The organism is Haemophilus parainfluenzae (assembly GCF_900638025.1).
GTDB classification, from domain to species: domain Bacteria; phylum Pseudomonadota; class Gammaproteobacteria; order Enterobacterales; family Pasteurellaceae; genus Haemophilus_D; species Haemophilus_D parainfluenzae_J.
In genome coordinates this window covers 723,894-737,527 of the sequence record NZ_LR134481.1, presented here as the reverse complement: position 1 = coordinate 737,527, position 13,634 = coordinate 723,894, and the positions used below count along the sequence as shown (strand labels likewise).

Annotated in this window: 12 protein-coding genes; 7 read left to right on the top strand and 5 right to left on the bottom strand. The window is 39.7% G+C overall.

Annotated features, from left to right (window positions below):
• Positions 1 to 63: 63 nt before the first annotated feature.
• Together ligA and zipA are read right to left on the bottom strand one after the other, a co-directional pair.
• Positions 64 to 2,073, bottom strand: a complete 2,010-nt coding sequence (gene ligA / locus EL215_RS03715; RefSeq protein WP_197721749.1) for an NAD-dependent DNA ligase LigA — start codon at positions 2,071 to 2,073, stop codon at positions 64 to 66.
• An 82-nt stretch (positions 2,074 to 2,155) separates the two neighbouring features.
• Positions 2,156 to 3,178 carry a cell division protein ZipA gene (gene zipA / locus EL215_RS03710; protein WP_126470255.1) on the bottom strand — a complete coding sequence of 341 codons (1,023 nt, stop codon included), beginning with the start codon at positions 3,176 to 3,178 and terminating at the stop codon, positions 2,156 to 2,158.
• A gap of 170 nt (positions 3,179 to 3,348) precedes the next feature.
• On the opposite strand from zipA, the gene cysZ reads away from it, so the two are divergent.
• The 5 genes from cysZ (at position 3,349) to EL215_RS03685 (ending at position 7,547) form a co-directional block, all read left to right on the top strand.
• Positions 3,349 to 4,194, top strand: coding sequence for a sulfate transporter CysZ (gene cysZ, locus EL215_RS03705; protein WP_126472002.1), 846 nt, complete (start codon positions 3,349 to 3,351; stop codon positions 4,192 to 4,194).
• A gap of 100 nt (positions 4,195 to 4,294) precedes the next feature.
• Positions 4,295 to 5,245, top strand: a complete 951-nt coding sequence (cysK, locus tag EL215_RS03700; RefSeq protein ID WP_126470253.1) for a cysteine synthase A — start codon at positions 4,295 to 4,297, stop codon at positions 5,243 to 5,245.
• A gap of 48 nt (positions 5,246 to 5,293) precedes the next feature.
• Positions 5,294 to 6,067 carry an amino acid ABC transporter substrate-binding protein gene (locus EL215_RS03695; protein ID WP_049357133.1) on the top strand — a complete coding sequence of 258 codons (774 nt, stop codon included), beginning with the start codon at positions 5,294 to 5,296 and terminating at the stop codon, positions 6,065 to 6,067.
• Positions 6,051 to 6,767 (top strand): amino acid ABC transporter permease, encoded by a 717-nt coding sequence (locus EL215_RS03690; RefSeq protein ID WP_005697396.1) that lies wholly within the window; start codon positions 6,051 to 6,053, stop codon positions 6,765 to 6,767. The genes EL215_RS03695 and EL215_RS03690 overlap by 17 nt, the downstream gene beginning before the upstream one ends.
• A gap of 9 nt (positions 6,768 to 6,776) precedes the next feature.
• On the top strand, positions 6,777 to 7,547 hold the full coding sequence (locus EL215_RS03685) for an amino acid ABC transporter ATP-binding protein (protein WP_126470251.1): 771 nt from the start codon (positions 6,777 to 6,779) through the stop codon (positions 7,545 to 7,547).
• Positions 7,548 to 7,683: 136 nt separating this feature from the next.
• Here the strand turns inward: EL215_RS03685 and EL215_RS03680 are convergent, their stop codons facing one another.
• Positions 7,684 to 8,427 (bottom strand): MIP/aquaporin family protein, encoded by a 744-nt coding sequence (locus EL215_RS03680; RefSeq protein ID WP_049357127.1) that lies wholly within the window; start codon positions 8,425 to 8,427, stop codon positions 7,684 to 7,686.
• Positions 8,428 to 8,799: 372 nt separating this feature from the next.
• On the opposite strand from EL215_RS03680, the gene glpK reads away from it, so the two are divergent.
• The gene (glpK, locus tag EL215_RS03675) at positions 8,800 to 10,311 is read left to right on the top strand and encodes a glycerol kinase GlpK (RefSeq protein ID WP_049357125.1); all 1,512 of its coding nucleotides are present in this window, start codon (positions 8,800 to 8,802) and stop codon (positions 10,309 to 10,311) included.
• 332 nt (positions 10,312 to 10,643) lie between these two features.
• Here glpK and asnA read toward each other — a convergent pair whose 3' ends face one another.
• Entirely contained in the window at positions 10,644 to 11,636 is a 993-nt protein-coding gene (gene asnA / locus EL215_RS03670; RefSeq protein ID WP_049357124.1) for an aspartate--ammonia ligase, read from the bottom strand.
• A gap of 155 nt (positions 11,637 to 11,791) precedes the next feature.
• Here asnA and asnC point away from each other — a divergent pair, with 155 nt between their 5' ends.
• Complete coding sequence (gene asnC / locus EL215_RS03665) at positions 11,792 to 12,244, top strand: transcriptional regulator AsnC (protein WP_126470249.1); 453 nt, start codon at positions 11,792 to 11,794, stop codon at positions 12,242 to 12,244.
• 54 nt (positions 12,245 to 12,298) lie between these two features.
• On the opposite strand, the gene EL215_RS03660 is transcribed toward asnC, so the two are convergent.
• On the bottom strand, positions 12,299 to 13,594 hold the full coding sequence (locus EL215_RS03660) for an NAD(P)/FAD-dependent oxidoreductase (protein ID WP_126470247.1): 1,296 nt from the start codon (positions 13,592 to 13,594) through the stop codon (positions 12,299 to 12,301).
• Positions 13,595 to 13,634: the final 40 nt, after the last annotated feature.

Below are 13,634 nucleotides of genomic sequence, written 5' to 3'. Positions count from 1 at the left end.
TATTTTTGAGATAAAAAATGGGGCGTATTCATCTGCGCCCCATTTTGTTTTCTAACCGTTTAACTATGACTGAATTTCTGCAATGAACTCTTCTTCCGTTAGCACAGTAACACCTAATTCTTGTGCTTTTGTGAGCTTAGAACCCGCCGCATCACCGGCAATCACAAAATCCGTTTTTGCTGAAACCGAGCCGCTCACTTTCGCGCCCATGTCTTGTAATAAGGCTTTAGCTTCATTGCGTCCCATTTGAGTTAAGGCTCCGGTTAACACAACCGTTTTGCCTTTAAAACGATTTTCTGTTACTTCTTTAGTTTCCACTGTTTCCCAATGTACGCCTTGAGCGATCAAATCATTCACCACAGACACGTTATGTGGCTCGTGCCAAAACGCTAAAATACGATTTGCCACCACTTCTCCTACATCCGGTACTTGTTGTAAGGCTTCTAAATCTGCATTTTGTAACGCTTCTAGGGTTTTGAAATGATTTGCTAAATTCAATGCCGTTGCTTCACCCACTTCACGAATCCCTAGAGCAAAAATAAAACGTGCTAACGTCGTATTTTTTGCTTTTTCAAGGCTGGCTAAGGCATTTTCAGCAGATTTTACGCCCATTCTTTCCAAACGGGTTAGCGTGGTTAAATCTAACTTGAATAAATCGGCTGGCGTATGAATTAATTCACGATCCACTAACTGCTCGATCAATTTGCCCCCTACGCCATCAATATCCATGGCCTTGCGAGAAACGAAATGTTTAAGCGCTTCTTTACGCTGTGCTGCACAGAACAAACCGCCCGTACAACGCGCTACCGCTTCACCTTCAATACGAACAATGGCTGAATCACATACAGGACAAGTTTCTGGGAAAACAATTGGTTTTGCATCTGCTGGACGACGGTCATGTAATACGCCGATAATTTGTGGGATCACATCGCCCGCACGGCGAATCACTACCGTATCGCCAATAGCAATATCCAAACGTTCAATTTCATCACCATTATGCAATGTGGCATTACTTACCGTTACCCCTGCCACAAATACCGGCTCTAATTTTGCTACTGGGGTAATTGCACCCGTTCTGCCTACTTGGAATTCCACGTCATTTAAGCGAGTTAATTCTTCTTGCGCAGGGAATTTATAAGCAATCGCCCAACGTGGCGCCTTGGAGATAAAACCTAATTTCTCTTGTAACGCAATATCATTAATTTTCAGCACAGTACCATCAATATCATAGCCAAGAGAACTGCGTTTATTTTGAATATCACGATAAAAATCCAACACTTCATCTGTGCCGTTACATAAACGGATTTCTGGGTTTACCGGAATCCCAATAGACTTCAACCATTGCAACCGATCATAATGCGTATTTGGTAAATCCACCCCTTCTGCAATACCAATACCATAAGCATTCAATACCAATGGACGCTTACTCGTAATTTTTGGATCGAGCTGTCGCAACGAACCTGCTGCGGCATTACGTGGATTAGCAAAGGTTTTCTCGCCTTTCTCTAAAGCCCGTTGATTTAAACACTCAAAGCCTTCATGTGGCATAAACACTTCACCACGCACTTCTAAACGTGCAGGTGGATTGTCCATTAAAAGTTGCAAGGGAATATTTCGAATTGTACGGATATTCGCGGTAATATCCTCCCCTGTTGTCCCATCACCACGGGTTGCGGCTTGAGTCAGTACGCCATTCACATACAAAATACTCACCGCTAAACCATCTAATTTCGGCTCACAGCAGAAAGTAAGAGGTTCAGGCAAACGAATAAGACGATCTTCAATACGTTTTACGAATGCATAAAATTCCTCGTCTGAAAAGGCATTATCCAAAGATAGCATTGGAATTTCATGACGAATTTGTGCAAAACCTGAAAGCGGTTTGGCGCCCACACGTTGAGTAGGTGAATCTGCCGTAATGAGTTCCGGGTGAGCGGCTTCTAAGGCTTTAAGTTGATGAAATAAACGGTCATATTCTGCATCAGGAATCGTTGGGTTATCCAATACATGATATTCATATTCATAACGACGAAGATCCTGACGTAATTTATCAATTTGTTGCTGAAGGCTCATAATGTTCTCTAACAGTTTGTTCATTGAATTAAAATGGGCGAACCATAGGCTCGCCCAAAGTGCGGTTATTTTTTAGTGCGTTTTATGCGATGCGAGATAAGTAATCCTGCTCTGCTACATCATCAAAAATTTCTTGTTGTTCAGTCAGCACTACACCACCTAAATCTTCTGCAATAGTTTTCGCTGCGCGAATCATGGTACGTAAGTTAGCCAAATTATTACCTGGCGATGGCAATTGCATAAAGAACACAATCCCAATGGTTGAAAACTCAGCCATATTGTAATAATCAAACGTACCTGGCTGTTCAATATTCGCTACGCTAAATAATACAGGACTCGCTACACTCAAATCTAAATGGCGATGATACATTTGATGTTCACCAAAAATAAAACCAAGATTTTCCAAAGATTGTGATAATTGCGGTCCATAAAAGTCACGATTTTGATTCGAAATCACATAAAGTTGAACAAAACCAGAGGTTTGTTTTGGTTTCTCTACTTCGACAGGTTCATGATAATTAAAATGCACATTGTCATGTGTAGCATTCTGTGAACTTAATGACATTTCCGCTAACTGCTCACGCAATTCAGGCGAAGAAGAATTCACACCATCAAAATCATTGCTTTGCGCTTCTAATTCTTCGATTGTCATTTCTACTACACGACGCTTCGACTGCTCATTAGCGTCAAGATAAGCTGCAGACTCGGATTGCGATGCTGAAGGTGATTGAACAGACTCGATTTCATAAACAGACTGATTTGGTAAGGAGATTTTTATATCATCGACACTTTTTTCTGTTTGACGAGCATCCTCTTGGGTTCGTTGCTCTTCAACCTGGCTCACCACCTGTGGCATAACATTGAATCGATCAGTAGTTTGCTGTACTGTTTGTACGCTCTCTGCACTATGCGTTAAAGAGATATCCGCATTGACATCGGCCGCTTGCGAAAAAGGATTGACCTCCTCACTTTTAAAAGTGCGATTAAATGCATTCGCATTTTTAAAATACTTTGATTTCTCTCGACGATTTGACCATAATCCGTGTACCACTAGGGCAATTAAAGCGATCACTCCTAAAATGATCAAAATGGTATTCAAATCCATTCTTGTTGCTCCTTGACGCAATAATTTTTGCTAATCCTATCACATTTCACCAAGTGAAAAAATAGGGATACAAACAAGATATTAAAAGGAACAAAATGGAATTTTTCTCAAAAAACATTGTCTTTCTGTGAGATTTTGTGCTTTTTACTTTTCAATTCAAAGGAACAATGATGATCGATCAAAATGAAATAAAATCTGCTTTCAATCATTTCGTAATGGGTTGGCATTTTATTACGCAAAAAGGTCTCCGCCGTTTTGTGATTATGCCAATTTTACTTAACGTCGTTCTACTTACAGGCTTATTTTGGCTATTTGTTTCACAAATCTCCACGATGATTGACTGGGTGATGAGCTTTATTCCAGATTGGCTAAGCTTTTTAAGCGTGATTTTGCTTGTGTTGTCTATTGGCTCAATTCTCTTATTTTTCTATTTTGCCTTTACAACGCTTTCAGGCTTTATTGCCGCGCCGTTTAATGGATTATTGGCAGAAAAAGTTGAAAAAATGCTGACCGGTGAAGCAGTTAATGATGATGGTTTTGCCGAAATTATGAAAGATGTGCCACGTATGCTAAATCGTGAATGGCAAAAACTATGGTACAGCTTACCGAAATTTGTAGGCTTGTTCTTATTGAGTTTTATCCCTGTTATCGGACAAACCATTATTCCGGTACTGACCTTCTTATTTACTTTCTGGATGATGGCAATTCAATATTGTGATTACCCATTTGATAATCATAAAATTTCTTTTGGCATTATGAAAAACGCATTAGGTGAAAGACGCATACAAAGCCTGACATTCGGAGCATTAATCACCCTTTGTACCGCATTACCGATTGTGAATTTAGTCGTTATTCCCGTTGCAGTCTGTGGCGCGACTGTAATGTGGGTCGAAAATTATCGCTCACAATTAAAATTTGATATGAATTTTGACCGCACTTCAGGTTCAACACAAATTGTGACTGGCTCTACTAGTACGGAAATTAAGCCTTCGGGAAACAGCATCGTGAATAAATAGCATTTAGTTATAAAATATAGCTATTAACTATTTTTTGAATTTAAAAGCTGGTGTTATAACTATTGCATCAACTCATTCCAAAATATAAAAGGACAGTAAAATGACAATTTATGCAGATAACTCATACTCAATCGGTAATACGCCATTAGTTCGTTTAAAACATTTCGGACACAATGGTAACGTTATCGTAAAAATTGAAGGTCGTAACCCTAGCTTTAGCGTGAAATGCCGTATTGGTGCCAACATGATCTGGCAAGCGGAAAAAGATGGCATTTTAACGGCAGGAAAAGAAATTGTTGATGCGACTAGTGGTAACACTGGTATTGCTTTAGCTTATGTAGCTGCTGCGCGCGGTTATAAAATCACCTTAACCATGCCTGAAACCATGAGTCTTGAACGTAAACGTTTATTACGTGGTTTAGGCGTCAATCTTGTGCTCACTGAAGGCTCAAAAGGGATGAAAGGTGCAATCGCTAAAGCAGAAGAAATTGTGGCGTCTAATCCAAATCATTATGTGATGCTAAAACAATTTGAAAACCCGGCTAACCCTGACATTCACCGTCAAACTACTGGTGAAGAAATTTGGAAAGATACGGAAGGTAAAGTCGATGTTGTGGTTGCTGGTGTGGGTACCGGTGGTACAATTACCGGTATTTCTCGTGCGATCAAACTCGATCACGGTAAAAAAATTACCTCTGTGGCGGTTGAACCAACAGAATCACCTGTTATTAGCCAAACCCTTGCAGGCCAAGAAGTAAAACCAGGTCCACACAAAATTCAAGGTATCGGTGCGGGCTTCATTCCGAAAAACTTAGATTTATCATTAATTGATCGCGTGGAAACTGTAGATAGCGATACTGCGATTGCTACCGCTCGCCGTTTAATGGCTGAAGAAGGGATTCTTGCGGGTATTTCCTCTGGAGCCGCTGTGGCAGTAGCTGACCGCTTAGCAAAACTACCAGAATTCCAAGATAAATTAATCGTCGCGATCTTACCTTCTGCATCAGAACGTTATTTAAGTACGGCGTTATTTGAAGGAATTGAGGCTTAGTGATTAAGCCTCACTATTTCACTTTTAGATGTAAATAAAGGAACACTTATGAAAAAATCATTTTTTAGCACCGCACTTTTAGCGGCTGGATTAGCTCTTTCTACTTTTGCTAACGCAGGTGAAATTGCTGATCGCGTTGAACAAACTAAAACCTTATTAGTCGGTACTGAGGGAACTTACGCACCATTCACTTTCCACGACAAAGATGGCAAGTTAACGGGTTTTGATGTGGAAATTATCGAAAATGTCGCACAAAAATTAGGTTGGAAAGTCGAATTCAAAGAAACCGCTTGGGACGGTATGTATGCAGGTTTAAACGCAAAACGCTTTGATGTTATTGCAAACCAAACCAATCCAAGCCCAGAACGTTTAAAAAAATATGATTACAGTGCACCTTATAACTACTCTGCTGGTGTAATCGTGACGAAAGCTGATAACGATAGCATTAAATCATTCCCTGATTTAAAAGGTAAAAAATCTGCACAATCTGCAACTAGTAACTGGAGCAAAGATGCTCGTGCTAATGGTGCAATTATTGTAACCGTTGATAGCTTGGCGCAAAACCTTGAAGCAGTAAAACAAGGTCGTGTTGACGCAACTGTAAATGATAAACTCGCGGTGTTAGATTACTTCAAAAAACAACCTAATGCAGGCTTAAAAATTGCTGTAGAAAGTGATAAAAAAATCCCGACCGGTTTTGCTTTCTTGAAAGGTGAAGAACCGCTTATTGCGAAAGTAAACCAAGCACTTGAAGAACTACGCAAAGACGGAACGTTAAAACAAATTTCAATCAAATGGTTTGGCGATGACATTACTCAATAATTGGTTAGCAAGCCTTCCATTTATGACCGCAGAACGAGCTGATTATGTAATCAGCTCGTTTTGGCCTATGATGGAAGGGGCAATTTTATATACGATTCCCCTAGCGGTAATTTCCTTCTTTTGCGGTTTATTCATTGCTGTTATTGTGGCTGTGATTTGCACATTACCGCATCCCAATTTAATGACCAAAATTCTGCAGGGCATTTGCCGCACTTATATTTCAATTATTCGTGGTACGCCAATGTTGGTGCAGATCTTCATTATTTTCTACGGTTTACCTGAAGTTGGCATCAAACTTGAGCCTTTCCCAACTGCAATTATTGCATTCTCCATTAATATTGGTGCTTATGCCGCAGAAACAGTGAGAGCCTCCATTCTTGCTATTCCTAAAGGTCAATGGGAAGCTTCTTATGCGATAGGCATGAATTACACACAAGCTTTCGTGCGTACCATTATGCCGCAAGCTTTACGTATTTCCGTCCCTTCACTATCAAACACATTTATTAGCACGGTGAAAGATACTTCTCTTGCTTCACTCGTTTGGATAGCTGAATTATTCCGTGTGGCGCAAAACATCACGGCTGAAAACTACGAATTTATTTTAATTTATAGTGAAGCGGCTCTCATTTATTGGGTATTCTGTTTTGTGCTATCGATGGGACAAACACGTTTAGAAAAACGTCTTTCTCGCCATTTATAAGGACTGGTTATGTTAAAAGTCACGAATATTCAGAAAAGTTTTAATGGCCACCCTGTGTTAAAAGGCATTGATTTTGAAATTAATAAAGGTGAAGTGGTTGCCATTCTGGGTCCGTCAGGTTCAGGCAAAACCACTTTTTTACGCTGTTTAAATTTGCTCGAACGCCCGGAAAAAGGGGTATTAGCATTTACCGATGGAAGCTTAACTATTGATTTCAGCAAAAAGATCAGCAAATCCGATGAATTAAAATTACGTCGTCGTTCCTCAATGGTGTTCCAACAATATAATCTATTTCCCCACCGCACGGCACTTGAAAATGTGATGGAAGGAATGGTGGTTGTGCAAAAACAACCAAAAGAGATTGCACATGAAAAAGCCTTGGCATTATTGGAAAAAGTTGGTTTGAAAGCAAAAGCGGATTTATATCCCTCTCAACTTTCTGGTGGTCAACAGCAACGTGTAGGAATTGCCCGAGCTTTAGCAGTTAAACCCGATATTATCTTATTAGATGAGCCCACTTCTGCCCTCGATCCGGAGCTCGTTGGTGAAGTGTTACAGGCACTCAAAATGCTTGCACAAGAAGGTTGGACAATGATTATCGTCACCCATGAATTGAATTTTGCCAAAGATGTGGCAGATCGTGTGATTCTTATGGAAAATGGTCATATTGTTGAACAAAATACCGCGGCTGAATTCTTCAGTCATCCACAGCAAGAGCGTACTAAACAATTCTTATTGCAGGCTAAAATGCCAATCGAATTTGAAGATTATTGTATTTAATCAAACCTTAAATATAAAAAGAGCGGTCAAAAAAACATCATGAATTTTGATCGCCCTTTGATCTGCACCCCAAAATCTGGACACCTACTTTGAGGTGCAGATTATGTCCTACTCTTATCAATTTCGTTTGAATAAATTACATAATGACATTATAGAATACTGCAGCTAAAGCTGCCCCGATAAATGGACCTACAACCGGAACCCAACTGTATCTCCAGTCAGCTTTAGTTTTTAATGTACCACCAAGGAAGAGACCTAAGGTTAAGCGTGGACCAAGATCTCGGGCTGGATTGATCGCATAACCTGTTGTACCACCTAAACTTAATCCAATTGCCCAAACTAAAATCGCTACGGGTAATGCCCCGATAGAACCTAAACCAATTGGCGTGCTTTCTGCTGTGCCTGGTAAGGTAATATTTGCTCCAGCAAGATAGAAAATCACAAAGACAAGCACAAAGGTACCAACAATTTCGTTTACTAAGTTGATTGGATAGTTACGAATTGCTGGTTCAGTACAAAAACAAGCGCGTTTTAAGCCCTCTTCTTCGGTTGCTGCAAAGTGATCTTTATAGAGAATGTAAACCAACAACGCACCTACCATGCCGCCCACTACTTGTGCTGCGATGTAGCCTGGTACCAATTCCCAAGCAAATGCCCCTTTCATTGCCACACCAAGTGTTACCGCAGGATTTAAGTGTGCCCCACTATAAGGTCCCGTTACAACAACCGCTACATACACCGCAAATGCCCACGCGGTAGTAATCACAATCCAACCAGAACTTTGCCCTTTCGTTTTATTTAAGCATACGTTAGCCACCACACCGTTACCTAACAGGATTAAAAGTGCTGTGCCAAATAATTCTGCAAAATAGGCATTCATAAGAGAATCTCCTAATAATGATTAACATGATGATTTTATTATAAAAATCTTTCTTTGCAATTCAGTTCGTTGTCTGTTCAAATATTGAGATACTCAAAGTGAGCGGGTGCTATTATCTAGTTTTAACCAATTAATTCAATAGATAAAATCGATCTATTTCTAAAAACGCGACAGCGATCACATAATTTTTTTGCGTTAACGCAACCATTCAGTGACTTGAAGAAAAAATCTGTGAAATCCATCACAAAATCTAATATTACTTATTCCAATTAAATTCGAATTTGATTAAATTAGGTTCGCAATTTGTTCGTTTAAGCTCAAAATTTCTTCATTCATCGAATGAGTGTCTCAATCACTCTAAGGAATAGAATCATGACAGACAAAAAATATATCATCGCTTTAGATCAAGGCACCACAAGTTCCCGCGCAGTATTATTAGATCATGATGCAAATGTTGTCGAAATTGCCCAACGTGAATTTACACAAATTTATCCACGCGCAGGCTGGGTGGAACATAATCCAATGGAAATTTGGGCAACACAAAGTTCAACATTAAACGAAGTCGTTGCAAAAGCAGGCATTACCTCTGACGAAATCGCAGCAATTGGTATTACTAACCAACGTGAAACCACCATCGTATGGGAAAAAGCAACCGGCACACCGGTTTATAACGCGATTGTGTGGCAATGTCGTCGTACTGCCGATATTACTGACAAACTGAAAGCGGATGGTCATGAAGAATATATCCGCAACACCACAGGTTTAGTGGTGGACCCCTATTTCTCGGGTACAAAAGTAAAATGGATTTTAGACAATGTAGAAGGCGCGCGCGAAAAAGCGGAACGTGGCGAGCTTCTATTTGGTACCGTCGATACCTGGCTTGTGTGGAAATTAACCCAAGGGCGTGCTCACGTAACGGATTACACCAACGCATCCCGTACCATGTTATTTAATATTCATACAAAAAAATGGGATGACAAAATGTTGGAATTATTAAATATTCCACGTTCTATGTTACCTGAAGTCCGTAATTCTTCAGAAGTGTATGGTCAAACCAACATCGGGGGTAAAGGTGGCGTACGTATTCCTGTTGCGGGTATTGCAGGTGACCAACAAGCGGCACTTTACGGTCATCTATGCACACACGCAGGCCAAGCGAAAAATACCTATGGTACAGGCTGCTTTATGCTGCTACACACTGGTGATAAAGCTATTACCTCTAAAAATGGCCTATTAACCACCATCGCTTGTAACGCCAAAGGTGAACCTGAATACGCACTTGAAGGTTCTGTATTTATTGCAGGTGCTTCCATTCAATGGTTACGTGATGAACTTAAAATCGTTCATGACAGCAACGACACTGAGTACTTTGCTCAAAAAGTCCCAGACAGTAACGGTGTGTACGTTGTTCCTGCCTTCACTGGTTTAGGCGCACCATATTGGGATCCGTATGCTCGAGGAGCTATTTTCGGTCTTTCTCGTGGTGCAAACCGTAATCATATTGTACGAGCAACCCTTGAATCAATCGCTTATCAAACCCGTGACGTATTGGAGGCCATGCAATCTGATTCGAATCAACGCCTACAATATTTACGTGTTGATGGGGGGGCAACTAACAATAACTTCTTGATGCAATTCCAAGCAGATATTTTAGATGTGAATGTTGAACGACCTGTCGTAAAAGAAGTGACCGCACTAGGTGCTGCTTATCTTGCCGGTCTTGCGGTTGGTTTTTGGAAAGACCTCGATGAACTTCACGACAAAGCACGTGTAGAACGAACTTTTACGCCTGATAACGATGATGAAAAACGTCAACGTCGGTATAAAGGTTGGAAAAAAGCTGTTAAACGCTCATTAGAATGGGCAAAAGAAGATGCGGAATAATCTTTTCTGACTGATAATAAAATGAGATCAAAATTTCTATTTTGATCTCACCTAAAAGCTACACTATTCACTTAAGGACTGACGTCGATATATTAGACTCCGTCCTTTTCTTTTGATTTTAATTAAATTGATCGGCCATCATCGCAATTTAGATCACCATTGATTATCGAAACCATTTACTTCTCTATATGCCACAAATGATTCTTTAGTCAGTCTTAATTCGATGATAAACGACTAAAATGACCAGTCAAATTCTCAATAAAAGAAACTACTCGCTTAGTTAGCCATTCAGAGATTACTTTACCATCTCTAAATGGCTGCTAGTAGGTTAACTAAAGAATGTGTTGGTATTGTTCTAACATCTCTTTTGGCCATACGCTTGATTGAACTTCACCAATGTGTTTTTTGTGAAGCAACAACATTGCCAAGCGAGATTGACCGATACCACCACCGATGGAGAGAGGTAATTTTCCGTTTAATAAATCTTGATGCCAATCCATTTTTAAGCGCTCTTCATCACCAGTTAAACCAACTTGTAAACGTAATGCGGATTCATCTACGCGAATACCCATTGAAGAAAGCTCAAATGCTTTACCTAACTCAGCGTTCCATACCAAAATATCGCCGTTTAAACCTTTGTAGCCGTTTTCGGATTCAGTTGTCCAGTCATCGTAGTCTGGTGCACGACCATCATGTGGTTTGCCGTCTGATAATTTGCCACCAATACCGACTAAAAACACTGCGCCATATTCTTTACAAATGGCATTTTCACGTTCTTTACCGCTTAAATCTGGGTAGCGTTTTACTAAATCTTCACTGTGAATGAATGTAATTTCTTTTGGCAAGCTTGATGGAATATCAAAACGCGCTTCTACTGCTAATTCAGTTAAACGGATTGCACGATAAATAGAACGTACCGTTTCTTTTAAATAAGCATAGTTACGACGACCTTCAGGAATCACTTTTTCCCAGTCCCATTGGTCCACATAAACAGAGTGAGTTGGATCCAATGAATCTTCGTCTGGACGTAATGCTTTCATGTGAACAAATAAGCCTTCACCTTCTTTAAAATGGAAACGTGCGAGAGTATGACGTTTCCATTTAGCCAATGAGTGAACAACTTCATAAACCGCATTTGGGATACATTTCACGTTTACTTGAACCGCTTTCTCAATACCTGACAAGTTATCTTGCATACCATTGCCAACTTCACTAAGAATTGGACCTTGCACTTCAATGATGCCAAGTTGTTCAATTAAGTTTTGAGTAAAGGTGTTCTTCACAAAGCTAATTTCTTGTTGTTGTAAAATAAACGTCTTTTTCATATTTATCCTTCTTTTTATAATAACCGGTAAGATTTGTTGTGCATTATTCAATAAAATTGCAATTTGTTTCAAGTAATTTCTTTACATTGTTTCAAATATTGAATATTATCAAAAATAAAGAAGATATTTTGAAAAAGATCTAACAGGGGTGTTTTATGCACAATATCGATACACTTGATCGACAAATTCTTCGTGTACTGACCAAAGATGCCCGTACACCTTATGCTGAAATGGCCAAAAACTTTGGTGTGAGCCCAGGAACTATTCATGTTCGCGTAGAAAAAATGCGCCAATCTGGTTTGATTGAAGGTACAAAAGCAATTATTGACGAGCGTAAGTTAGGTTACGATGTGTGCTGTTTTATCGGCATTATTTTGAAAAGCGCAAAAGACTATGACAAGGTGATTAAAAAACTCGAAACCTTTGATGAAGTAGTTGAAGCCTATTATACAACAGGCAACTATTCCATTTTCATTAAAGTGATGACACACACGATTGCTGAATTACATTCCGTACTAGCAACTAAGATTCAGCTGATTGATGAAATTCAATCAACGGAAACTCTGATTTCCATGCAAAATCCAATTTTGCGAGACATTAAGCCTTAAGATTATCAAAAACAATAAAGGCGTGTATCAAACACGCCTTTCGCTTTTCTTGGTTTAACGATAGCGATCGAGGAATTTGTAATATTGCACACCAATTTTAGTCGCTAAGTTTTTAAGGTGTTTACCACCATAAAAAGATGGAACTTTTAACCCTTCAAAAACACTTAAACGTTCGTCATTGCCTAAAATCGTTTCTGCAATAATACGTCCTGCTAGTCCTGTTAGTGCGACGCCATGACCAGAATAACCTTGCGCAAAGTAAATATGCGGTGAGATACGACCAAAATGCGGGCTTGCATTTAGTGTCATATCAATCGGCCCAGCCCAACCATAGTCAATTCTGACATTTTCTAATTGCGGGAAGACATGCAACATATTGCCACGCATAATTTGCACCATATCTTTTTCTGAGCTTGAGTCACTACCAAATAACAAACGGTTATCCGCACTCAAACGATAATAATCGAGCAAAATATTGTTATCACAAACAGACATGCCATTATTGATCACCGAATCCGCTGTAGCTTGATCTAAAGGTTCGGTCGCAATAATAAAGCTCTCGACTGGTAAGATTTTACGATTAATACCGTGATGAATGGACTTCGGTAGTGCATCAATATAAGCATTGGTGGCTAAAATAACATCTTGAGAAATGACCGCACTTTTATCGGTTTTGACTTCAATGCAACCTGATTTTTCCACTAAATCCACAACTGGGGATTGTTCGTAAATCTGCACACCTAAATCTAAGCAGGCTTTTGCTAAGCCTAAGCAATAGTTAAGTGGGTGTAAGTGGCCTGAATTGCTATCGTATAAACCACCCACATAAATATCACTGCCTAAATGTTGTTTAAGCTTGGCTTTATCCCAAAGTTGCATTTTGTCATAACCAAAAGTTGCGTGGCTTGCTTTTTCCATTTCAATGAGATCGTCCATACGACGTTCATTTAACGCCAATGTGGCATAGCCTTTTTTCCAATCACATTGAATACCATATTTCGCAATACGTTCATCAATAATATCAATGGCTTCTAGCGACATATCCCAAAGTTTTTTCGCTTTATCAAAGCCCACTTGAGCAATATATTCATCAATGCCTTCTTCAAAACCATTGATAGCTTGACCGCCACTTCTGCCGGATGCGCCAAATCCGACTCTCGCACCTTCTAGGACAACCACTTTTTTACCTTTTTCCGCCAATTCAAGCGCTGCAGATAAACCAAAAAACCCCGCACCGATGACACAAACATCTGCCTCTTCTTGTTGAGTGAGAGGCATCAGTTCAAAAGTTTGATTCCGACTGTCAAGATAATAAGATTTGATGTGTTCTTGATGTGCAAATTCGAGCATAATTGATGATTAATTAACATAAAATTGAGATAAGGGAAAT

What these genes read in the sequence shown, in the direction of transcription:
- ligA (WP_197721749.1), bottom strand. Translation starts at nt 2,073, where the DNA reads ATGAGCCTTCAGCAACAAATTGATAAATTACGTCAGGATCTTCGTCGT.
- zipA (WP_126470255.1), bottom strand. Translation starts at nt 3,178, where the DNA reads ATGGATTTGAATACCATTTTGATCATTTTAGGAGTGATCGCTTTAATT.
- cysZ (WP_126472002.1), top strand. Translation starts at nt 3,349, where the DNA reads ATGATCGATCAAAATGAAATAAAATCTGCTTTCAATCATTTCGTAATG.
- cysK (WP_126470253.1), top strand. Translation starts at nt 4,295, where the DNA reads ATGACAATTTATGCAGATAACTCATACTCAATCGGTAATACGCCATTA.
- EL215_RS03695 (WP_049357133.1), top strand. Translation starts at nt 5,294, where the DNA reads ATGAAAAAATCATTTTTTAGCACCGCACTTTTAGCGGCTGGATTAGCT.
- EL215_RS03690 (WP_005697396.1), top strand. Translation starts at nt 6,051, where the DNA reads ATGACATTACTCAATAATTGGTTAGCAAGCCTTCCATTTATGACCGCA.
- EL215_RS03685 (WP_126470251.1), top strand. Translation starts at nt 6,777, where the DNA reads ATGTTAAAAGTCACGAATATTCAGAAAAGTTTTAATGGCCACCCTGTG.
- EL215_RS03680 (WP_049357127.1), bottom strand. Translation starts at nt 8,427, where the DNA reads ATGAATGCCTATTTTGCAGAATTATTTGGCACAGCACTTTTAATCCTG.
- glpK (WP_049357125.1), top strand. Translation starts at nt 8,800, where the DNA reads ATGACAGACAAAAAATATATCATCGCTTTAGATCAAGGCACCACAAGT.
- asnA (WP_049357124.1), bottom strand. Translation starts at nt 11,636, where the DNA reads ATGAAAAAGACGTTTATTTTACAACAACAAGAAATTAGCTTTGTGAAG.
- asnC (WP_126470249.1), top strand. Translation starts at nt 11,792, where the DNA reads ATGCACAATATCGATACACTTGATCGACAAATTCTTCGTGTACTGACC.
- EL215_RS03660 (WP_126470247.1), bottom strand. Translation starts at nt 13,594, where the DNA reads ATGCTCGAATTTGCACATCAAGAACACATCAAATCTTATTATCTTGAC.